Below are 21,609 nucleotides of genomic sequence, written 5' to 3' on the forward strand. Positions count from 1 at the left end.
CACCAGCCCGACACCCCCCACACCGTCGCCCTCACCTGGGACCACCACGGCCCGGCCCCGCTGTCCCAGACCGAACGCATCCTCACCGCCGACGACCGCCAGACCGAGATCGACCGCCGCTTCTTCGCCATCGCCACCGACCTCATCGGCACCCCCACCGAACTCATCGACGAAACCGGCCACACCGCCTGGCGCGCCCGCGCCACCCTCTGGGGCACCACCGCCTGGCCCCGCACCAGCACCACGTACACCCCCCTCCGCTTCCCCGGCCAGTACTACGACCCGGAATCCGGCCTCCACTACAACGTCTTCCGCCACTACGACCCGGAGACCGGCCGCTACGCCTCCCCGGACCCGCTGGGGCTGGCGCCGGCGCCCAACCCCGTCACATACGTGGACAACCCCTGCACCTGGGCCGACTCCTTGGGCTTGGCGCCGGACTACCCGGGCGACGGTCCGGCCGTTGGCGAGTACACATCCAAGGGTGAGGGACAGGACCTCAAACGCTCGGCGATGGTCGGCGACGACCAATGGCACTTCAATACCGGTCACGGCTATGCCCGTGAGCACACTGGGCCGGGCGGGATTACAAACACTCCGAGCTCCACCAACTTGGGCCCGGACCGGATCGAACGAGCGATCGTTTCCGATGTGTACGCGTACATGAGAGACGGCGGGAGCGTCCCTCGTCCCGGCACCCCCGAGTTCACCGGCCCGCTCGACAGGTCCGTGCAGTTGGACGGACACAACTTCGGCTATCGGGTCATTCACCGGCCCGACGGTGCCTATCAGCTGTCCACCTACTGGCTGAACCCGTAGTGAGCGGTTCATCGAGTTGCAAACTGACTGCTAAGGTCTGGGCGCCTGTCCCGCCAACGGACGCCGCCGCCGTCCGGAACATCGGTGAAACCCGTTAGGAGAAGCGCACAGTGCCCGACCCGACCCTCGCTGCCAGGAGCCTCAGCCGGGCCATCGACAGCGCCGACAGCCGGCAGATCAACGAAGCCACCCGCGATTTCGTCGAGAAGCTCACCTTCGCGACGGCCGACGAGATCCTCACCATGCTTCGAGAGCTCCTGGCCGAGGACTGGATGGCGCTGCCGCCCTGGGCGCGGAATCTCGCCTACCGCCTGGCCTGCCTGCAACGTCCCGATGACCCGCGACTGCTCCGGGAAGCGGCCGCCGACCTGCTGTGCTTCGGACCCGACTGGGACGCGTTCGCCGAGGAACTCAAGGAACGCGCGGCGGAACTGGAACAGTGACCGTCCCGCAGAGATCCCAGGGACTGTCCGTTGGGTGAGCGGGGAAGGCCCTGACGGCGCTGGAAGAAGCGATCGCGCTTCAAAGCAGGTCCCCGTCGGCCGAGGAGGGCTGCCGCCCGAGGTCTTCCGCGCAGCGCTCTGATTCGCACAAGAGGTGGGCCGAGTCGCGGCCTCGGGTCAGACCTTGATTACGCGGACGCTGGGGCCGCAGAGCATCAGGAGGTCTTCGGGATCCGATGTCAGGACGGTCGCAGGGGCCGCCGAGGTGAGTGCGGTGGCGGCCACGATGGCGTCGAGGGCGTACTTGTGGCCGTGCAGCCCGGCCGTGGCCAGGAGCTTGCTCGCATGGCGGGCGATGGCTTCGGTGGGCGGGATGATGTTCACGCGGGAGACTGCGTAGTCGAAGCGGGCCTGGTTGACCCTGGGGTCTTGTGCCTCGACGAGGGTGACGGAGCTGATGACGACGCGGATGTCCTCGGCTTCGGCCGCGGCCAGCCACTCGGTGATCTCGGGCGTGCGTCGAACCAGTCTGGACAGGCCTTCGCAGTCCAGGACGAGCGTGCCGTTCACGCAGCGTCCACCGAGCCCGCGGCGTCGCCGCGGAGAATGGCACGTTTGGCGTCGGCCGCCGCCTGATCGACCGGGCCGTGTTCCGCTTCAGCGTCTTCGATGAGCTCGCGGAGTCGGTCCCGTTCCAGTTGGCGCTGGATGAGGGTCTCGACGTAGGCGGACATGCCTCGTTTGCCCGTACGTGCCTTGAGGGCAGCGATGGTGCCTTCGTGGAGAGAGACCGATACGGGCCGGACGGGCCCTGCGCCGGGCGCCTGATAGGTAGCCATGGGGCCGAGTTTAATAAAACTCTTGTTAATGGATGGGGGTGATACTCCGAGCGGGTGTGCCGGAGGGGGTATCCATCGCTGCGCAAGTGTCGCCAACTTCAGGCCCTGACAGTGCTGGAAGAAGCGAACGCGCTGGTCAGGGCCTGTGCGGTCAGCACTCGATGATGTTCACCGCGAGCCCGCCGCGGGCGGTCTCCTTGTACTTGACGGACATGTCCGCCCCGGTCTCCTTCATGGTCTTGATGACCTTGTCGAGGGAGACCTTGTGGTTGCCGTCGCCGCGCAGCGCCATCTTCGCCGCGGTGACGGCCTTGACCGCGGCCATGCCGTTGCGCTCGATGCACGGGATCTGGACGAGGCCGCCGACCGGGTCGCAGGTCAGGCCCAGGTTGTGCTCCATACCGATCTCGGCGGCGTTCTCGACCTGCTCGGGGGAGCCGCCCAGGACCTCGGCGAGGGCGCCGGCGGCCATGGAGCAGGCGGAGCCGACCTCGCCCTGGCAGCCGACCTCGGCGCCGGAGATGGAGGCGTTCTCCTTGAACAGCATGCCGATCGCGCCGGCCGCCAGCAGGAAGCGGACGATGCCGTCCTCCTTCTCGGCCTCCGTGCAGCCGCCCGCGGCGAAGTTCATCCAGTAGTGCAGGACGGCCGGGATGATGCCGGCCGCGCCGTTCGTCGGGGCGGTGACCACACGGCCGCCCGCCGCGTTCTCCTCGTTGACCGCCATCGCGTAGAGGGTGATCCACTCCATGGCGTGCGTCTGCGGATCGCCCTCCGCGCGCAGCTGGCGGGCGGTCTTCGCGGCGCGGCGGTGGACCTTGAGGCCGCCGGGCAGGATGCCCTCGCGGGACATGCCGCGCGAGACGCACGCCTGCATGGCGCGCCAGATGTCCAGGAGGCCGGAGCGGATCTCGTCCTCGGTGCGCCAGGCGCGCTCGTTCTCCAGCATGAGCGAGGAGATCGACAGGCCGGTCTCGCGGGCGAGGCGCAGCAGCTCGTCACCGGTGCGGAAGGGGTGCTTGAGGACCGTGTCGTCGAGCACGATCCGGTCCTCGCCCACGGCGTCCTCGTCCACGACGAAGCCGCCGCCGACCGAGTAGTACGTCTTCTCCAGGAGCGGGGCGCCCTCGGCGTCGTACGCGAAGACGGTCATGCCGTTCGCGTGGTACGGGAGCGCCTTGCGGCGGTGCAGGATCAGCTGCTCGTCCGCGTCGAAGTCGATCTCGTGCATCCCGAGGAGGCTGAGCCGGCCGGTGGAACGGATCGCCTCGACCCGGGCGTCGGCCGTCTCGACGTCGACCGTACGGGGGGACTCGCCCTCCAGGCCGAGCAGGACCGCCTTGGGGGTGCCGTGGCCGTGGCCGGTGGCGCCGAGGGAGCCGAACAGCTCGGCGCGGACCGAGGCGGTGTGGGCGAGCAGGCCCTCGTTCTTCAGCCGGCGCGCGAACATACGGGCCGCGCGCATGGGGCCGACCGTATGGGAGCTGGACGGGCCGATGCCGATCGAGAACAGGTCGAAGACCGAGATGGCCACGGGTGACTCCTAAGGATGTGGTAGACGCCGTTGTCTGCCGGGTGGTGCGGTACGGGCCGGATCGCGGCTCGAAGAGCGGGGACAAGGGATGGGGCACCGCGCTCACTGTTCAGTGTGCGTGGTGCCCCTCCCGGACACGCAAATGTGCTGGTCCGGCTAGTTCAGACCGGGGTACAGCGGGAACTTCTCGGCGAGCTTCGCGACCCGCGCCTTCAGGTCGTCCGCGTCGTAGGACGGCTTGAGGGCGGAGGCGATGATCTCCGCGACCTCGGTGAAGTCCTCCGCCCGGAAACCGCGGGTGGCCAGGGCCGGGGTGCCGATCCGCAGGCCCGAGGTGACCATCGGCGGCCGCGGGTCGTTCGGGATGGCGTTCCGGTTGACCGTGATGCCCAGCTCGTGCAGCCGGTCCTCGGCCTGCTGGCCGTCCAGCTCGGAGTTGCGCAGGTCGACCAGGACCAGGTGCACGTCCGTGCCGCCGGAGAGCACGGAGACGCCCACCTCGGTGACGTCGGGCTGCACCAGGCGCTCGGCCAGGATGCGGGCGCCGTCCAGGGTGCGCTGCTGGCGCTCCTTGAACTCCTCGCCCGCCGCGACCTTGAACGAGACCGCCTTGGCCGCGATCACGTGCTCCAGCGGGCCGCCCTGCTGACCCGGGAAGACCGCCGAGTTGATCTTCTTGGCGAGCTCCTGGGTGGAGAGGATCACCCCGCCGCGCGGACCGCCGAGGGTCTTGTGCGTGGTGGTGGTGACGACGTGGGCGTGCGGCACCGGGTTGGGGTGCAGGCCCGCGGCGACCAGACCGGCGAAGTGCGCCATGTCGACCATCAGGTACGCGCCGACCTCGTCCGCGATGCGGCGGAAGGCGGCGAAGTCCAGCTGGCGCGGGTAGGCGGACCAGCCGGCGACGATCAGCCGCGGCTTGGACTCCTTGGCGAGGCGCTCGACCTCGGCCATGTCCACGACACCGGCGTCGTCCACGTGGTACGGGACCACGTTGTAGAGCTTGCCGGAGAAGTTGATCTTCATGCCGTGGGTCAGGTGACCGCCGTGCGCCAGGTTCAGGCCCATGATGGTGTCGCCCGGCTTGAGCAGCGCGAACATCGCGGCGGCGTTGGCCTGCGCACCGGAGTGCGGCTGGACGTTCGCGGCCTCGGCGCCGAAGAGCGCCTTGATGCGGTCGATCGCGATCTGCTCGACGACGTCGACGTGCTCGCAGCCGCCGTAGTAGCGGCGGCCGGGGTAGCCCTCGGCGTACTTGTTGGTCAGGACGGAGCCCTGCGCCTCCATGACGGCGACGGGAGCGAAGTTCTCCGAGGCGATCATTTCGAGCGTGGACTGCTGGCGGAGGAGCTCGGCGTCGACGGCGGCGGCGACGTCCGGGTCCAGCTCGTGGAGGGAGGAGTTGAGAAGCGACATCAGGTGGTCCCTTGGGGTCTTTAGTTGCCGGAGAACTCGGTGTACTCGTCGGCGGAGAGCAGGTCCTTCGGCTCCTCCGCGACGCGTACCTTGAACAGCCAGCCGCCTTCGAACGGAGCGGAGTTCACCAGCGACGGGTCGTCCACGACGTCCTGGTTGGAGGCCGTGACCTCACCGGTCACCGGCGAGTACAGGTCGCTGACCGACTTGGTCGACTCCAGCTCGCCGCAGGTCTCGCCCGCGGTCACCGTGTCACCGACCTCGGGGAGCTGGGCGAAGACGACGTCACCGAGCGCGTTGGCCGCGTGCTCCGTGATGCCGATCGTGGCCACACCGTCCTCGACGGCCGACAGCCACTCGTGCTCCTTGCTGTACCGCAGCTGCTGGGGGTTGCTCATGACCTGAATTCTCCTGTACGCGGGGGAGTGCTGATGAACGTGGTCTTACGGTGTGAGACGGGACTGCGTCACGTCGGGCGGCGCCCGGTGCGCGTCCTACGGTTCTACTTCTGGCGCTTGTAGAACGGGAGCGCCACGACCTCGTACGGCTCGTGGGTGCCCCGGATGTCCACGGCGACGCCCGCGGTGCCCGGTGCGGCGTGCGCGGCGTCGACGTACGCCATGGCGATCGGCTTGCCCAGGGTGGGCGACGGGGCGCCCGAGGTGACCTCGCCGACGACCTGGCCGTCCGCGACGACCGGGAAGCCGGCGCGCGGCACCCGGCGGCCCTCGGCGACCAGGCCGACGAGCTTGCGGGGCGGGGCGGTCTCGGCGCGCTCGGCGGCGGCCTCCAGCGCCTTGCGGCCGACGAAGTCGCCCTCCTTCTCGAACTTCACGACCCGGCCGAGCCCGGCGTCGAACGGGGTCAGCGAGGTCGTCAGCTCGTGCCCGTACAGCGGCATGCCCGCCTCCAGGCGCAGCGTGTCGCGGCAGGAGAGCCCGCACGGGATCAGACCGCGCGAGGCACCGGCCTCGGTGAGCGCCTTCCACAGCTCCTCGGCCTGGGCGGGGGCGACGAACAGCTCGAAGCCGTCCTCGCCGGTGTAGCCCGTCCGGGCGATCAGCGCGGGCACCCCGGCGACCGTGCCGGGCAGCCCGGCGTAGTACTTCAGGCCGTCCAGGTCCGCGTCGGTCACGGAGGCGAGGATCGCGGCGGACTCGGGGCCCTGGACGGCGAGCAGCGCGTACGCGTCGCGGTCGTCGCGCACCTCGGCGTCGAAGCCGGCGGCGCGCTCGGTGATCGTGTCGAGGACGAGCTGCGCGTTGCCGGCGTTGGCGACGACCATGTACTCCTCCTCCTGGAGGCGGTACACGATCAGGTCGTCCAGGATGCCGCCGTCCTCGGCGCAGATCATCGTGTAGCGGGCCCGGCCCACCGAGACGGTGCCGATGTTGCCGACCAGCGCGTGGTTCAGCAGCGCCACGGCGCCGGGCCCGGTGACCGTGATCTCGCCCATGTGGGAGAGGTCGAAGAGGCCGGCCCTCGTCCGCACGGCGTTGTGCTCGTCGCGCTCACTGGCGTAGCGCAGCGGCATGTCCCAGCCCGCGAAGTCGGTCATCGTGGCGCCCAGCGAGCGATGCAATACGTCGAGGGCGGTGAGGCGAGGGGTGGTGCTCATGGACGGGGCTCCCAGGGCATGACGACGAGGACGATCCTCCCCATCTGTCATCGGAACCTGAGAGGTTCGCCGAGAGACCCCACAGGGGTTCGGTTCGGCTTGCACCTTGGGTGGAGCCGCTGGGCGGCTCGCTTTTCAGATCTGCCTCATCCACGCGGTACGGGGCCTGAGAGATTCAAGGGAGGATCTTGCTCCTTCGGCGCCCGGCACGGTGACCGGGACTCTCCCGCGCGGATTCAAGCGGCCTGTATGCAGTTGGCGGGGTCATCATCGCACGCGTCCGGGAGGAACGGGGCGCCGGGACCGATGCCGTTTCCCGATGCCTTCCGGCGGGTCGCACGGTTGTGTCGCATTACCTTTTCTTTACACTTCCGGGGTAGGTACCGGCCGTGCACGCGTCGGCCGTTCGGCAGGGGGAGGCGATGACGTTGCGGTACGCGACGACCGCAGGGCTCACGGACGACGCGCTGCCCGCGCAGCCGGGCCCGCACACCCGCCGCGCGGCGGCGTTATGCGCCCCCGTCGTCCGTGATCTGCGCGGCCGGGCCGGGCGCGCCCCGCGCGGCCTGCGCTTTGCCGAAGGGGACATCGTGGTGGTCTCCGGACTGCCCGGCAGCGGCAAGACCACGCTGATCGCCCGCGCCGCCCCGGACCGCGCCGTCGACTCCCAGGACACCCGGGACCGCTGGGCGGCCCGGCTGCCCCGCGCGGTGCCCTACCTCCTCTACCGCCCGCTCGTCCGCCTCGCCCACTACTGGGGCCTGCGCCGGGTGCTGCGCTCGGGGGCATCCGTCGTGGTGCACGACTGCGGCACCCAGGCCTGGGTCCGTGCCCGGCTCGCCCGCCACGCCCGCCGGCGCGGCCGCGCCCTGCACCTGATCCTGCTCGACGTCACCCCGCAGACCGCCCGCGAGGGGCAGCGCGCGCGGGGACGCGGCGTCTCCGGATACGCCTTCGCCCGGCACCGCGGGGCGGTGGGCCGGCTGCTGCGGGACAGCGGGGCCGGTCTGCTGCCGCGCGGCTGCGCCTCCGTCGTGCTGCTGGACCGCGAAGCGGCCCGGCTCCTGACACGGATCACGTTCGCACCTGCACAGAGCGACGGCTGAGCGCGGACCGTCCAAAGGCCGGACAGTAGCCACCCGGCGGGGGGTACGGGACGGCGCGCCCCGGCACAGGCCCTAACCTCGTGCTGCACGGCATCGGGGCGAGAGAGGGAACCAGTGGACATTCCGGCACAGGCGGGGAGCCAGCCGCAGGGCGGATGGCCGGCCAATGAACTCGAAGAGGTCCTGGGCGCCTCGCTCGGCGTCCCGGAGGCGGGCGGCCGCCTCGTGGAGGTGCTCGGGCGCAGCAGCGTCTGGGTGCCCCTGCCGAGCGGCGGCGGGCCCGAATCCCGCGACCTCGACCTGCCCACGCTGGAGATCGACGGCGCCGCGTACGTCCCCGTGTTCAGCTCCGAGCAGCAGTTCCTCGCCTGCGTCGGCGCGCACATGTCGTTCGCCGTGGCCCCGGCCCGCGACTTCGCCCGCGGCCTGCCCCCGCAGCTCGGCATCGCGGTGAACCCGGGCGGCGCCGTCGGCATGCCACTGCCTCCACCCGCGGTCGCCGAACTCTGCAGGGCCGGACGAACCCCGCTCGACGGCCCGGCCGGCGGCGGCAGGGTCCGGCTGTACGAGCCGGACTGGAAGGAGGAGCCCGTCGACTTCCTGGCCGCGGCGGCCGGCGAGTTCGAGGAGAGCGGCGTCGTGCGCACCGCCCGCCGGGCCCTCGCCAGCATCGAGGGCGGCGACCCCGTCCTCTTCGTCGGCGTCGAGTTCTCCACCTGGGAGGGCGCCGGGCAGAGCGCCCCCATGGACGCGCTGGGCCGGGCGCTGGGCCGCGTCGAGGTGCCCTGGCCGGTCAACCTCGTGCTGCTCGACGTGGCGCAGGACCCGGTCGCCGACTGGATGCTCGAAAGGGTGCGGCCCTTCTACACCCGCGCCGGAGCGCCGGAGCCCGGCGCCTTCACGGGATGAGGGAGGGCACGCGGCCCGTGCCGTCAAGCCGGTGACAGTGCGGCCGCATAAGCTGGTTTGATGGCTGAAGGCCGATGTCCGGTGGCCGAGGGCCGGCGACACGGCACCGCGCCGTACCCGAGTGCCCCGGGACGGCAGGCCGAAACAGAGGATCTACGAGGGGCGGGACCCAGGGTGAGTGCGTCAGGCACCGCGGCGGCGGGCCAGTTGGAGCACATGCTGCGCCAAGTCACGCCCGGCCGCTACGACGCGTACGAGGCACTGCTCCAGGCGCTGGCGGCCGGCCGGGTCTGGATGCTCCTCTGGCACGGCCGCCCCGGCGCCCCCGACGCCCAGTACGGCAACATGGAGGTCGACGGCCTCGGCTACGCCCCCTGTGTCACCTCCGGCCAGGAGCTGTCCGCCAGTGGCTGGAACCGGGACCACGAGATCGTCGGCGGCCTCGACATCGCCCGCACTCTCTACCCCGACCACTGGGGCATCTGGCTCAACCCGCACGCACCCGGCGGCGGCGTCGGCATCCCCTGGCTGGACCTGCGCCGCATCGCCACCGGCCTCGACCGGATGCCCGCGGGGCCGCTGCGGATCAGCGAGCCCGCCGTCGAGATCCCGCAGTTCTACGCCCAGCTCGCGCAGAACGCCCACCACACCCCCGCGATCCGCTCGCTGCGCCGCGCCTGGGTGCAGCCCGCGCTCGGCGTCCCGTACCTCGCCATCGGCCTCGACCTGTACGACACGAGCCGGCCGTCCGTCGACGCGGTGCGCGCGATGATGCGGCAGTCGGTCGGCGCCGTCCCGGACGGGCTGCCCGTCTCCACGGTCGCCATGTCCGACGAGTACGACCCGGTCACGATGTGGCTGCGCGCCAACGCCCGGCCGTTCTACGACCGGGAGTCGCACGCGGCGCCCGGCTACGGATACCCCCAGGCCCCGGGCCCGGCCCCGCACGCCTACTGAGCGGCCTCCCGCCCCGTCACCACCCCCGCCTCCGCCCCGCCATGAGCGGACAAAGGCGGCCGCGACCGGACAAGTCACGTCCAGGACCGCCCAAATAGCCACCCCATCACGCCTGTTGGGCGTCATGTCCGTTCTGGTGGATTAGCGGCCGAGTGGTCCGCTCACTCGGCAGGGCTGTCCGGATAACGGAAGCCCGCTGACCGCATCACGGTTGAGCAAACATTCCCCGTCAGGTCTGGCGGGTGATCGCGACGGCATTGAAGACTCCCGGCTAGTGAGGATCGTCGGTCTTTTGTGCAGGGTTGCCCCTGCGGACATCTCGCGGACGAGTCAACGCGTTTACTACGACGCGTCCACCACACCGAACACTTCAGCCGCACCGAGCGCCGCGGCTGACACGCGCCAGGCCGTCACCGCGGCGAGTAGGGGCCGGCCACCGCCGGCGGGAGGGGTCAGAGGCACTGTGACCGCACCGATCGAGACCACCGGACCGGCTGCCGAGGCGCAGCCGGAGGCAGTACTCACGGGAGTCAAGCAGAGCCAGATCGAGGGCCGTTCGCTCGGACAGATCGCCTGGTCGCGCTTCAAGCGCGACAAGGTGGCGGTGGCCGGCGGCATCGTTGTCATCCTGCTGGTCCTGCTCGCCGTGCTCTCCAAGCCGATCCAGGCCCTCTTCGGTCTGGATCCCAACGAGTTCCACCAGGAACTCATCGACCCCGCGCTGCTCGCGCCCAAGGGCGACTGGGGCGGCATCAGCTGGAGCCACCCGCTGGGCGTCGAGCCGCAGTACGGGCGGGACATCATGACCCGCGTCATCGAGGGCTCCTGGGTCTCCCTGGTCGTCGCCGTCGGCGCGACCCTGCTCTCCGTCGTGATCGGCGTCTTCTTCGGCGTCGTCTCCGGCTTCTACGGCGGCTGGGTGGACACCCTCATCAGCCGCATGATGGACACCTTCCTCGCCTTCCCGCTGCTGCTCTTCGCGATCTCCATCTCGGCGGCGCTGCAGGACGGGGCGTTCGGCCTGGAAGGGCTGCCGCTGCGCATCGCGGTCCTCATCTTCGTGATCGGGTTCTTCAGCTGGCCGTACATGGGCCGCATCGTCCGCGCCCAGACCATGAGTCTGCGCAATCGCGAATTCGTGGAAGCGGCGCGGTCGTTGGGCGCCCGCGGGCCCTTCATCCTCTTCCGGGAGCTGCTGCCGAACCTGGTGGCGCCCATCCTCGTGTACTCCACGCTGCTCATCCCCTCGAACATCCTCTTCGAGGCGGGGCTCAGCTATCTCGGTGTCGGTATCGCGCCGCCGCAGGCCTCCTGGGGCGGGATGCTCACCAACGCGATCGACTTCTACCGGAACGACCCGATGTACATGATCGTGCCGGGCGTGGCCATCTTCGTCACGGTCCTGGCGTTCAACCTGCTGGGAGACGGGCTGCGTGATGCCCTCGACCCCCGTAGCAAGTAGGAGAGTCCGGGCGCTCGCCACCACGGCGGGCGACAAGTCACGGCAACCATCGATTGAGGGGAATGTCCTCAGGTGAAGACCAGAAAAACGACAGCGGTGGTCGCCACAGCTGTGGTCCTGATGCTGGGAGCGTCCGCGTGCAACGGCTCCAAGGACGACAACGGCGGCGGCAAGGGCGGCAACGGCGGCTCGGGTGCCACTGACGCCGCGCTGACGTCGATCGTCAACCCGTCGGACAAGGCGGGTGGCACCGTCAAGATCGAGATGTCGGACGAGCCCGACTCCCTCGACCCGGGCAACACGTACTACGGCTGGGTGCAGAACATCTCCCGCCTGTACGGCCGGACCCTGACGGCGTTCAAGCCGGCTGCCGGCAAGGACGGCCTGGAGATCGTCCCGGACCTCGCGGAGGGCCTCGGCAAGCCGAGCGCCGACGCGAAGACGTGGACGTACACGCTGAAGAAGGGGCTCAAGTTCGAGGACGGGACCCCGATCACCTCGAAGGACGTCAAGTACGCCGTCGAGCGCTCCAACTTCGCGCCGGAGGCCCTGTCCAACGGCCCGACGTACTTCAAGGCCCACCTCGCGGGCGGCGACAAGTACAAGGGCCCGTACAAGGACAAGAACCCGGACGGCATCGCCTCCATCGAGACGCCGGACGACTCCACGATCATCTTCAAGCTGAAGGACGCCTTCGCGGACTTCGACTACCTGGCGACCTACTCGCAGACGGCCCCCGTGCCGGCCGCGAAGGACAAGGGCGCCGACTACGTCAAGCACATCGTCTCCTCGGGCCCGTACAAGTTCGAGTCGTACGACGCCGGCCGCGGCGCGACCCTCGTGCGCAACCCGAACTGGGACAAGAAGACCGACCCGATCCGCCCGGCCCTGCCGGACAAGGTCACGCTCCGCTTCAAGGTCAAGCAGGAGACGGTCGACAGCAACCTCATCGCCGACAACATCACCGTCGACGGTGCCGGCACCGGTGTCGCCCCGGCGACCCAGCCGGACGTGCTGACCAAGCCGAACCTGAAGAAGCAGACCGACAACTCGTACGCGGGCGCCACCTCGTACCTCGGTCTGAACGTCAACGTGAAGCCGTTCGACAACATCCACTGCCGCAAGGCCGTGCAGTGGGGCATCGACAAGGCGTCGGTCCAGGCCGCGCAGGGTGGCGACCCCAAGGGTGACGTCGCCACCACGCTGCTGCCGCCGACCGTCAACGGCTACAGCAAGTTCGACCTGTACGAGTCCGCCGGCCACAAGGGCGACGAGGCGAAGGCCAAGGACGAGCTGAAGCAGTGCGGCCACCCGAACGGCTTCGACACCAAGATCTCGGCCCGCTCCGACCGCCCCGCCGAGATGGCCATGGTCACCGCGGTGCAGGCCTCGCTCAAGAAGATCGGCATCAACGCCGACATCAAGAGCTTCCCGGCCGGCAAGTACTTCCAGAACTTCGCGGGCAACCCCAGCTACGTGCACTCCAACAAGCTCGGCATGATCATGATGGCCTGGGGTGCGGACTGGCCGACCGGCTTCGGCTTCCTGGACCAGATCATCAACGGCTCGGCCATCAAGCCGTCCGGTGGTAACAACATCGCCGAACTGAACGACCCGAAGATCAACAAGATGCTCGACGAGGGCATCGCCAACACCGACGCCGCCGCCCGTGAGAAGACGTGGGGCGAGATCGACAAGGCGGTCGCCGAAGGCGCCACCGCGGTGCCGCTGATCTACCGCAAGAACCTGCTGCTGCGCCCGGTCTCCGCGACGAACGTCACGGTCACCCAGGCCTACCTCGGCATGTACGACTACGTGCTGATGGGCTCCGCCAAGTAGGAACGGTCCCGCTCCCCGGGCCGCGCGCACGCACGGCCCGGGGAGCGGCCCCGGACCCCCCAGATTTGTCCCGAAAGGCAGGTGAAGGCACCGTGTCCGACCGCCGGGGTCACCCCCGGCGAGCGGAGACCGGCGCCGGATAGCTGTGGCTGCGTACATCATCCGACGCGTCTTCGGCGCGGTGCTGCTGCTGCTGATCGTCAGCGCAGTCACCTTCGCGATCTTCTTCCTCGTCCCCCGGATCGCCGGGCAGACGATGGATCAACTGGCAGCCCAGTACGTGGGCAAGGACGCCAACCCGCTGTCCATCCAAGCGGTCAAGGAGAACCTCGGCCTGGATCAGCCGCTGTACCTCCAGTACTGGCACTTCCTCAAGCAGATCTTCGTCGGCGCCGACTTCACGTTCGGTCCCGAGGTCTCGCACTGCGGCGTGCCGTGCTTCGGCTACTCCTTCAAGAACCACATCGAGGTCTGGCCCGAGCTGACCGCGCGTATCCCGGTCACCTTCTCGCTGGCCGTCGGCGCGGCCGTGATCTGGCTGCTCAGCGGGGTGGCGATCGGTGTCGTCTCCGCGCTCAAGCGGGGTTCGCTCCTGGACCGCTTCTTCATGGGCGTCGCGCTCGCCGGTGTCTCCCTGCCGATCTTCTTCACCGGAATGCTGGCCCTGGGCGTGTTCACCGTGCAGTGGCCCGTCTGGGAGGGCATCAACTACGTCCCCTTCACGGACAGCCCGCTGGACTGGGCCTGGAACCTGATCGTCCCGTGGTGCTCGCTGGCCTTCCTCTACTCCGCGCTCTACGCCCGCATCACCAGAGCCGGGATGCTGGAGACGATGGGGGAGGACTACATCCGTACGGCCCGCGCCAAGGGCCTCAGGGAGAGCCGGGTCATCGGCAAGCACGGTCTGCGGGCCGCGCTCACCCCGATCGTGACCATCTTCGGCATGGACTTCGGCCTGCTGATCGGCGGCGCCGTCATCACCGAGACCGTGTTCTCCTTCCCCGGGATGGGCCAGTACGCCATCAAGAGCGTGCAGGAGAACGACCTCCCGATCGTCATGGGCGTGACGCTCGTCGCCGCCTTCTTCATCGTCATCTGCAATCTGCTGGTGGATCTGGTGTACGCCGCCATCGACCCCAGGGTGAGGCTCTCGTGACCGAGCTTTCCAAGACCGCGACGCCGGACGGGCAGCCGCCCGCGCCGAGCGCCGGCGACGACGAGGCCTTCCTCTCCGTACGGGATCTGCGCATCCACTTCCAGACCGACGACGGCCTGGTCAAGTCGGTCGACGGCGTCAGCTTCGACGTGAAGCCGGGCCGGACCCTGGGCATCGTCGGCGAGTCCGGCTCCGGCAAGTCCGTCACCTCGCTCGGCATCCTCGGCCTGCACCGCACCGCCCCCAACGCCCGCATCTCCGGCGAGGTCCTGCTGGACGGCGAGGAGCTGCTCGGCGCCTCCGACGACCGGGTGCGCGAGCTGCGCGGCCGCAAGATGGCCATGATCTTCCAGGACCCGCTGTCCGCGATGCACCCGTACTTCACGGTCGGCGCGCAGATCGTGGAGGCCTACCGGGTCCACAACAAGGTCAGCAGGAAGACCGCCCGCACCCGGGCCGTCGAGATGCTGGACCGGGTCGGCATCCCCGAGCCGCACAAGCGGGCCGACGCCTACCCGCACGAGTTCTCCGGCGGCATGCGCCAGCGCGCGATGATCGCGATGGCCCTGGTCAACAACCCGGAGCTGCTCATCGCCGACGAGCCGACCACCGCCCTGGACGTCACCGTCCAGGCGCAGATCCTGGACCTGATCCGGGACCTGCAGAAGGAGTTCGGCTCCGCCGTCATCATGATCACCCACGACCTGGGCGTCGTCGCCGAGATGGCAGACGACCTGCTCGTGATGTATGGCGGCCGGTGCGTGGAGCGCGGCCCGGCGGAGAAGGTCTTCTACGAGGCCCAGCACCCGTACACCTGGGGCCTGCTCACCTCGATGCCGCGCATCGACCGCGAGGAGACCGAGCGGCTGATCCCCGTCAAGGGCCAGCCGCCGTCGCTGATCAACGTCCCCGGCGGCTGCGCCTTCAACCCGCGCTGCCCGTACGCGGACATCCCCAAGGACAACCTCACCCGCACGACGCGTCCCGAGCTGGAGCCGGTCGGCGACGGCCACTTCTCGGCCTGCCACATGGCGCCGGAGGAGCGGACCCGGATCTGGACCGAAGAGATTGCGCCGAAGCTGTGAGCGAGGCGAGTGAGGTGAGCGATGTGAGCGAGAAGAAGGACGCCCCGGTGCTGCAGAAGGACGCGAAGATCCCGGAGCAGCCCACCGGCCCGCGCGAGCCGCTGCTCAGGGTCGAGGGGCTGGTCAAGCACTTCCCGATCCGCAAGGGCCTCTTCCAGCGGCAGACCGGGGCGGTCAAGGCCGTCGACGGCATCGACTTCGAGGTGTACCCGGGGGAGACCCTGGGCGTCGTCGGGGAGTCCGGCTGCGGCAAGTCCACGATGGGCCGGCTCATCACCCGGCTGATCGAACCGACCGGCGGCAAGGTCGAGTTCGAGGGCCGCGACATCACGCACCTGTCCATGGGGCAGATGCGGCCGATGCGCCGCGACGTCCAGATGATCTTCCAGGACCCGTACTCCTCGCTGAACCCGCGCCACACCATCGGCACGATCGTCAGCGCGCCCTTCCGGCTCCAGAAGGTCGAGCCCGAGGGCGGCCTCAAGAACCACGTGCAGGAGCTGCTGTCGCTGGTCGGGCTCAGCCCCGAGCACTACAACCGCTACCCGCACGAGTTCTCCGGCGGGCAGCGCCAGCGCATCGGCATCGCCCGCGCGCTCGCCCTGCGCCCCAAGCTGGTCGTCGCCGACGAGCCGGTCTCCGCGCTGGACGTGTCGATCCAGGCGCAGGTGGTGAACCTGCTGGACGACCTCCAGTCCGAGCTGGGGCTCACCTATGTGATCATCGCGCACGACCTCTCGGTCATCCGCCATGTCTCGGACCGGATCGCGGTGATGTACCTGGGCAAGGTGGTCGAGCTGGCCGACCGCAAGTCGCTGTACTCGGCGCCGATGCACCCGTACACCAAGGCCCTGATGTCCGCGGTGCCGGTGCCGGACCCGCGCCGCCGGGGGCTCAAGAGCGAGCGCATCCTGCTCAAGGGCGATGTGCCCTCGCCGATCTCGCCGCCCTCCGGCTGCCGGTTCCACACCCGGTGCTGGAAGGCCACGGACATCTGCAAGACGCAGGAGCCGCCGCTCCTCACGCTGGGGACCGGCCACCAGGTCGCCTGCCACCACCCGGAGAACGCGCCGGACCAGGCCCCCGGGCAGCAGGTGCTCGCCGAGGCCCCGGATTCGCCCCAGGACGGCCCGAAGGAGTAGTACGGGCACAATTGCCCGGTGCTCAACGAACTGTTCACGCCCTCCGTCCAGCATGCGCTCGACATCGCCGGGATCTTCGTCTTCGCGATCTCCGGCGCTCTGCTCGCCGTACGCAAGAACTTCGATGTCTTCGGCATCGCGGTGCTCGCCGAGGTGACCGCGCTGGGCGGAGGGCTGTTCCGTGATCTGGTCATCGGCGCGGTGCCGCCGGCCGCCTTCACGGACCTGGGTTACTTCACCACCCCGCTGCTCGCCGCCGGCCTGGTCTTCTTCCTGCACCCGCACGTGGAGCGCATCCAGGTCGGCGTCAATGTCTTCGACGCCGCCGGTCTCGGCCTGTTCTGCGTCACCGGCACGGTGAAGGCGTACGACTACGGCCTCGGCCTCACCTCGTCGGCGGCGCTGGGTCTAGCCACCGCGGTCGGCGGCGGCGTGCTGCGGGACGTGCTGGCCAACGAGGTGCCCTCGCTGCTGCGCTGGGACCGTGACCTGTACGCGGTGCCCGCCATCGTCGGGGCCGCCATGATCGCGCTCTGCATCCGCTTCGACACGCTCAACGCCCTGACCAGCGGTGCGGCGGTGATCACCGCGTTCGCGCTGCGGCTGCTGGCACTCCGCTTCCACTGGCGGGCCCCGCGCGCCTACAACCGGCGCTCGGCGCGGGCGGACGAGGCGTGACGACCTCCTGAAACAAAAAGCTACCGGCCGGTAATACAATCGGTGTACGGTGCTTTTCATGGCACAGGCAGCAGACCAGGCGGCGGCGCAGACCGCGCGGGCAACCATCGGGAACAGCGAGTTCGACCGGGACACCACCGTCACGCTTCGCGAAGAGGGCATCTACGACGCCGAGCTCTCGGCCGGCTGGACGATCATCCACGCCGTCAACGGCGGCTATCTGCTGGCGATGCTCGGCCGCGCCCTCGGCGAGGCCCTGCCGCACCCGGACCCCTTCACCGTCTCCGCGCACTACCTGACCGCGTCCGTGCCCGGCCCCGCCGTGATCCGCACCGAGACCGTCCGCACCGGCCGCACCCTGTCCACCGGGCAGGCGTCCCTCTTCCAGTACGCCGAGGACGGCACCGAGGTCGAACGCATCCGGGTCCTCGCCACCTACGGCGACCTGGACACGCTCACCGACGACGTCCGCACCGCCGCCAAGCCTCCGGCCATCCCGCCCCGCGAGCACTGCCTCGGCCCCAGCGACGGCCCCGCCCCCATCCCGGGCAGCTCCGCCATCACCGAGCGGCTCGACATCAAGCTCGACCCGGCGACCATCGGCTGGGCGATCGGGCAGCCCTCCGGCAAGGGCGAGATGCGCGGCTGGTTCGGCCTGGCCGACGGCCGTGACCCCGACCCGCTCTCCCTGCTGCTCACCGTGGACGCGCTGCCGCCGACCTCGTTCGAGCTGGGGCTCAAGGGCTGGACCCCGACCATCGAACTCACCACCCACATCCGCTGCCGCCCGGCCCCCGGACCGCTCCGCGTCTCCATCACCACCCGCAACCTGGCGGGCGGCTTCCTGGAGGAGGACGCGGACGTCTGGGACAGCGCCGACCGCCTGGTCGCCCAGTCGCGCCAGCTGGCCCGCGCCCCGCGCAGCTGACACGGCGGCCCCGCGCAGCCGACACGGCGGCGGTGGTCCGGGGGATGCTGGTGCGGTGAAATCCGACCGGCTGCTCTCGATCCTGCTGCTGCTCCGGACCCGCCGTCTGGTCCCCGCCACCGAGCTGGCCGAGCGCCTCGACGTCTCCGTACGCACCATCTACCGGGACGTCGAGGCGCTCTCCGCGTCAGGCGTCCCCGTGTACGCGGAACGCGGCCGGCACGGCGGCATCGCCCTGCTGCCGGGGTTCCGCACCGATGTGACCGGGCTGACCGCCGACGAGTCGCGCGCCCTGTTCGTGCTGGCCGCCGACGGGGTCCACGCCGCGCTCGGCCTCGACGAGGCGATCGGCTCGGCGCTGCGCAAGGTGATGGCCGCGCTGCCCGCCCCGCACCGGCCCGCCGCCGAACGGACCAGCCGCCGCATCCTGGTGGACCCGGTCCGCTGGCTGAGCGGCCCGCGCACCGCCGTGGACATCGCCGAGTTGTACGAGGCCGTGTTCGCGGACCGGCGCCTGCGGCTGGTCTACCGGCACAGCGGTACGCGGACCGGGCGCACCTACACCGTCGACCCGTACGGCCTGGTGGCGAAGGCCGGCACCTGGTATCTGATCGCCGACCACGAGGGCGAGCCCCGGCTCTACCGCGCCGACCGGGTGCGCGGCGCGACCCTCACCGACGAGCCGGTCGTGCGCAGGCCCGTGGAGCCGGCCCAGGTCTGGGCGGAGCTGCGCCGGCGGGTGGAGGACCGGCGGGGCGGGGTGACCCTGCGGGTCCGCGTGCACCGCTCCCGGCTCGACCTGTTCGTCCGGCTGAACGCGGCGGTGCTCACGGACGAACCGACGCCGGAGGGCGGTGGCGAGGGGGAGTGGCTGCGCGCGGAACTCGACGTGGAGTCGGTGGAGTGGGCCCGCTCCCTGCTCTCGTTCGGCCCGAACGTCGAGATCCTTCGGCCGCCGGAGGCCCGCGCGGTGCTGGCCGCCCACGCGGCGGCGGTCGTGGCGCTGTACGAAGGACGCTAGCTCTGCGGCGCGCGTTCGTCGTCCAGTTCGTCGTCCATCCAGTGCAGGGCGCCGAGCGTGACCAGGCGGAGGCGGCGCCGGGCGACGCGGGCGACCCGCGCGGCGCCGTCCGGGCCCGCGTCCAGCATCGCGGACGCGGTGAGCACCATGTGGTCCACGTACAGGCTGCCCAGCATCAGGAGGTCCTCGTCGGCCCAGCCCCGGGACTCCGGTTCCGTCGCGAGGGCCGCCGCCACCTCGTCGGCGAACAGCCGGAGCTGGGCCGCGATGGCCTCGCGGACCGGGCCGACCCCGCCGTGCTGCTCGCGGGCGATGAATCGGAAGTGGGCGGGCTGCTCCCGCACATGACGGGTGATCAGGTCCACGCTCCGGTCCAGCCGGACCTCGCTGTCGCCCGTCTCGGCGAGTATCGCGCCGATCATGCCGTGCAGGCTGCCCAGTGTCTGTTCGACCAGGGCCACGCCGAGGGCGGGGACGCTCTCGAAGTGCCGGTAGAAGGCGGTGGGGGTGATGCCCACCGCCCGGGTCACCTCACGCAGGCCCAGGCTGCTCAGGCTCTGGTGTTCCAGCAGGACGAGCGCGGCGTCCAGCAGCGCCTGGCGCGTCTTCAGCTTCTGGCTCTGGCGGGTGCCGACGGTGTGACTCACACCATTCAGTAAACAACTGTTCTCCGGGGCGGGGAAGGGTCGTGCGGGTTTAGACTCGTGAGTCAGTGAACACTTGTTCTCCGAAGTATCGCTCTCCGCATGGTCCGGCTCGCACGCGCACACGGAAAGGCCGCACATGATCGTCCTCGTCGCCGCCCTGCTCCTGCTGGGGATCGTGCTCGGCGCGGTGGCCCAGATCCCTCTCCCGCTGACCCTCGTCCTCGGGGCCCTGATCGGCTGCTGGCTGCTCGTCTTCGCCGTACGCGAGCGGACCCGCCGCTCACAGTGACGGCAGCCCCCGGCCCGTACCGCCCCGCACCGCCCCATGCCCGAAGGAGTCCGCAGCATGACGCACACCGCGTACGCCCGTCGCACCACGTCCGAGAACGGGACCGAGAGCGAGAACGGGACCGAGAGCGGGACCGGGACCGAGGGCGGGGCCGCGCCCGCGCAGCGCTCCACGCGGGACGCCGACGGGCTCGCCGTCGCCTCCTTCGTGCTGGGCCTCGTCGGGCTGCTGGTGATGAACATCCTGCTCGGCCCCGCGGCGATCGTCATGGCGCTCGTCGCCCTGGCCCGCTCCACCGCCCGGCGCGGCCGCGCCTTCCTCGGCCTCGCGCTCGGCGTCGCCGACCTGGTGGTCCTGGCCTTCCTGGTCACCGGAAACGGCGTCGTCGCCTGGGACTTCGGCGGCTGACCGGCGCCGCCGCGCCGGGGCGCGAGGCCCCTGGACCCCATGCGCCCGGCGTGCTCCCGCCGTGGGCTCGTAGAATCGAGCCCACCATGGCTTACCTCGACCACGCCGCGACCACGCCGATGCTCCCGGAGGCGATCGCGGCGCTGACCGCGCAGCTCGCCGTCACCGGCAACGCGTCCTCACTCCACGCCGCCGGGCGCCTGGCCCGCCGTACCGTCGAGGAGTCCCGGGAATCCCTCGCCGACGCCCTCGGCGCTCGCCCCAGCGAGGTGGTCTTCACCTCCGGCGGCACCGAGTCGGACAACCTCGCGGTGAAGGGCCTGTACTGGGCCCGCCGCGACGCCGACCCCCGCCGCACCCGGGTCCTGGCCAGCCCCGTCGAGCACCACGCGGTGCTCGACGCGGTCGACTGGCTCGCCACCCACGAGGGCGCGAACGTTGAATACCTTCCCGTGGACGCCTACGGGCGCGTCCACCCCGAGGTGCTGCGCGAGGCGGTCCTGCGCGACCCCGACGACGTCGCGCTGATCACCGTGATGTGGGCCAACAACGAGATCGGCACCGTCCTGCCGGTACGCGAACTGGCGGCGGTGGCCCGCGAGTTCGACGTGCCGATGCACGCGGACGCGGTGCAGGCCTTCGGGCAGCTCGATGTGGACTTCGCCGCCTCCGGGCTGGCCGCCATGACGGTGAGCGCGCACAAGATCGGCGGCCCGACCGGCGTCGGCGCGCTGCTGCTGGGCCGCGAGTACACCCCCGTGCCCGTCCTGCACGGCGGCGGGCAGGAGCGCCACGTCCGCTCCGGCACCCTGGACGTGCCCGGCATCACCGCGTTCGCCGTCGCCGGACGGCTCGCCGCCGACCGGCGCGAGGACTTCGCCCGGGAGATCGGCGGGCTCCGCGACCAGCTGGCCGACGCCGTCCTGGCACAGGTCCCCGACGCCCTGCTGGGCGGCGACCCGGCCCCCGGCGGGCGGCTGCCGGCCAACGCGCACTTCACCTTCCCCGGCTGCGAGGGCGACTCGCTCCTGCTGCTGCTCGACGCTCAGGGCATCGAGTGCTCGACCGGCTCCGCCTGCACCGCCGGGATCGCCCAGCCCAGCCACGTCCTGCTCGCCACCGGCACCGATCCGGACCTGGCCCGGGGCACCCTGCGCTTCTCGCTCGGCCACACCTCCACCAAGCAGGACGTCGAGGACGTGGCCCACGCGATCGGCCCGGCGGTCGCACGGGCCAGGACGGCAGGACTCAGCTAAGACCTGTTCACTCCACGCGCTCCGTCCGCTCCACGCGCTCCGTCCGGTCCACGCGCT

23 protein-coding genes and 1 riboswitch are annotated in these 21,609 nt (G+C 70.5%); of the genes, 16 read left to right on the forward strand and 7 right to left on the reverse strand.

Annotated elements, in window-relative coordinates; translation table 11 throughout:
- Together B082_RS40405 and B082_RS39905 are read left to right on the forward strand one after the other, a co-directional pair.
- The coding region (locus B082_RS40405; protein WP_037710410.1) for an RHS repeat-associated core domain-containing protein at positions 1–819 on the forward strand (819 nt) is incomplete at its 5' end.
- Positions 820–929: 110 nt separating this feature from the next.
- A complete protein-coding gene (locus B082_RS39905) occupies positions 930–1,262 on the forward strand; it encodes a hypothetical protein (RefSeq protein ID WP_018553179.1) in 333 nt (110 codons plus the stop codon).
- A 177-nt stretch (positions 1,263–1,439) separates the two neighbouring features.
- Here the strand turns inward: B082_RS39905 and B082_RS0117850 are convergent, their stop codons facing one another.
- From B082_RS0117850 to gcvT, 6 genes are all read right to left on the reverse strand, one after another.
- Positions 1,440–1,832: a type II toxin-antitoxin system VapC family toxin gene (locus B082_RS0117850; RefSeq protein ID WP_018553180.1), complete on the reverse strand. Its 393-nt coding sequence runs from the start codon at positions 1,830–1,832 to the stop codon at positions 1,440–1,442.
- Positions 1,829–2,101, reverse strand: coding sequence for a hypothetical protein (locus B082_RS39215; protein ID WP_026249911.1), 273 nt, complete (start codon positions 2,099–2,101; stop codon positions 1,829–1,831). Before B082_RS39215 ends, B082_RS0117850 begins: the two co-directional genes overlap by 4 nt.
- A gap of 151 nt (positions 2,102–2,252) precedes the next feature.
- On the reverse strand, positions 2,253–3,635 hold the full coding sequence (locus B082_RS0117860) for an L-serine ammonia-lyase (RefSeq protein WP_018553182.1): 1,383 nt from the start codon (positions 3,633–3,635) through the stop codon (positions 2,253–2,255).
- A 156-nt stretch (positions 3,636–3,791) separates the two neighbouring features.
- Complete coding sequence (gene glyA, locus B082_RS0117865; protein ID WP_018553183.1) at positions 3,792–5,051, reverse strand: serine hydroxymethyltransferase; 1,260 nt, start codon at positions 5,049–5,051, stop codon at positions 3,792–3,794.
- A gap of 20 nt (positions 5,052–5,071) precedes the next feature.
- Positions 5,072–5,449, reverse strand: a complete 378-nt coding sequence (gcvH, locus tag B082_RS0117870; protein ID WP_018553184.1) for a glycine cleavage system protein GcvH — start codon at positions 5,447–5,449, stop codon at positions 5,072–5,074.
- A 104-nt stretch (positions 5,450–5,553) separates the two neighbouring features.
- Complete coding sequence (gene gcvT, locus B082_RS0117875; RefSeq protein ID WP_018553185.1) at positions 5,554–6,669, reverse strand: glycine cleavage system aminomethyltransferase GcvT; 1,116 nt, start codon at positions 6,667–6,669, stop codon at positions 5,554–5,556.
- 145 nt (positions 6,670–6,814) lie between these two features.
- A riboswitch (glycine riboswitch) is annotated at positions 6,815–6,908 on the reverse strand.
- Between the two features lie 183 nt (positions 6,909–7,091).
- On the opposite strand from gcvT, the gene B082_RS0117880 reads away from it, so the two are divergent.
- From B082_RS0117880 to B082_RS0117930, 11 genes are all read left to right on the forward strand, one after another.
- The gene (locus tag B082_RS0117880; RefSeq protein WP_018553186.1) at positions 7,092–7,775 is read left to right on the forward strand and encodes an AAA family ATPase; all 684 of its coding nucleotides are present in this window, start codon (positions 7,092–7,094) and stop codon (positions 7,773–7,775) included.
- A 114-nt stretch (positions 7,776–7,889) separates the two neighbouring features.
- Positions 7,890–8,684, forward strand: a complete 795-nt coding sequence (locus B082_RS0117885) for an enhanced serine sensitivity protein SseB (protein WP_018553187.1) — start codon at positions 7,890–7,892, stop codon at positions 8,682–8,684.
- Between the two features lie 174 nt (positions 8,685–8,858).
- On the forward strand, positions 8,859–9,641 hold the full coding sequence (locus B082_RS0117890) for an enhanced serine sensitivity protein SseB C-terminal domain-containing protein (RefSeq protein WP_026249912.1): 783 nt from the start codon (positions 8,859–8,861) through the stop codon (positions 9,639–9,641).
- A gap of 463 nt (positions 9,642–10,104) precedes the next feature.
- Entirely contained in the window at positions 10,105–11,103 is a 999-nt protein-coding gene (locus B082_RS0117895; RefSeq protein WP_018553189.1) for an ABC transporter permease, read from the forward strand.
- Positions 11,104–11,223: 120 nt separating this feature from the next.
- The gene (locus B082_RS0117900) at positions 11,224–12,942 is read left to right on the forward strand and encodes an ABC transporter substrate-binding protein (RefSeq protein WP_199783818.1); all 1,719 of its coding nucleotides are present in this window, start codon (positions 11,224–11,226) and stop codon (positions 12,940–12,942) included.
- A 145-nt stretch (positions 12,943–13,087) separates the two neighbouring features.
- Positions 13,088–14,098: an ABC transporter permease gene (locus B082_RS0117905; RefSeq protein ID WP_018553191.1), complete on the forward strand. Its 1,011-nt coding sequence runs from the start codon at positions 13,088–13,090 to the stop codon at positions 14,096–14,098.
- Entirely contained in the window at positions 14,095–15,183 is a 1,089-nt protein-coding gene (locus tag B082_RS0117910; protein WP_018553192.1) for an ABC transporter ATP-binding protein, read from the forward strand. Before B082_RS0117905 ends, B082_RS0117910 begins: the two co-directional genes overlap by 4 nt.
- 47 nt (positions 15,184–15,230) lie before the next feature.
- Positions 15,231–16,325, forward strand: a complete 1,095-nt coding sequence (locus B082_RS36275; RefSeq protein WP_324608502.1) for a dipeptide ABC transporter ATP-binding protein — start codon at positions 15,231–15,233, stop codon at positions 16,323–16,325.
- 18 nt (positions 16,326–16,343) lie between these two features.
- Positions 16,344–17,003 carry a trimeric intracellular cation channel family protein gene (locus B082_RS0117920; protein ID WP_018553194.1) on the forward strand — a complete coding sequence of 220 codons (660 nt, stop codon included), beginning with the start codon at positions 16,344–16,346 and terminating at the stop codon, positions 17,001–17,003.
- 58 nt (positions 17,004–17,061) lie between these two features.
- The gene (locus B082_RS0117925) at positions 17,062–17,931 is read left to right on the forward strand and encodes a thioesterase family protein (protein ID WP_018553195.1); all 870 of its coding nucleotides are present in this window, start codon (positions 17,062–17,064) and stop codon (positions 17,929–17,931) included.
- 55 nt (positions 17,932–17,986) lie between these two features.
- Entirely contained in the window at positions 17,987–18,952 is a 966-nt protein-coding gene (locus B082_RS0117930; protein ID WP_018553196.1) for a helix-turn-helix transcriptional regulator, read from the forward strand.
- On the opposite strand, the gene B082_RS0117935 is transcribed toward B082_RS0117930, so the two are convergent.
- Entirely contained in the window at positions 18,949–19,599 is a 651-nt protein-coding gene (locus B082_RS0117935) for a TetR family transcriptional regulator (RefSeq protein ID WP_018553197.1), read from the reverse strand. The two genes, B082_RS0117930 and B082_RS0117935, sit on opposite strands and share 4 nt — an antisense overlap.
- A 136-nt stretch (positions 19,600–19,735) precedes the next feature.
- Between B082_RS0117935 and B082_RS39510 the strand changes: the two genes are divergently transcribed.
- The 3 genes from B082_RS39510 (at position 19,736) to B082_RS0117950 (ending at position 21,552) form a co-directional block, all read left to right on the forward strand.
- Positions 19,736–19,888, forward strand: coding sequence for a hypothetical protein (locus B082_RS39510; RefSeq protein WP_018553198.1), 153 nt, complete (start codon positions 19,736–19,738; stop codon positions 19,886–19,888).
- Between the two features lie 57 nt (positions 19,889–19,945).
- Positions 19,946–20,296, forward strand: a complete 351-nt coding sequence (locus B082_RS39910) for a hypothetical protein (protein ID WP_018553199.1) — start codon at positions 19,946–19,948, stop codon at positions 20,294–20,296.
- An 86-nt stretch (positions 20,297–20,382) separates the two neighbouring features.
- Positions 20,383–21,552, forward strand: coding sequence for a cysteine desulfurase family protein (locus tag B082_RS0117950; protein ID WP_018553200.1), 1,170 nt, complete (start codon positions 20,383–20,385; stop codon positions 21,550–21,552).
- The last annotated feature ends 57 nt before the right edge of the window (positions 21,553–21,609 follow it).

This window comes from Streptomyces sp. ATexAB-D23, from assembly GCF_000373645.1.
Taxonomy (GTDB): domain Bacteria; phylum Actinomycetota; class Actinomycetes; order Streptomycetales; family Streptomycetaceae; genus Streptomyces; species Streptomyces castrisilvae.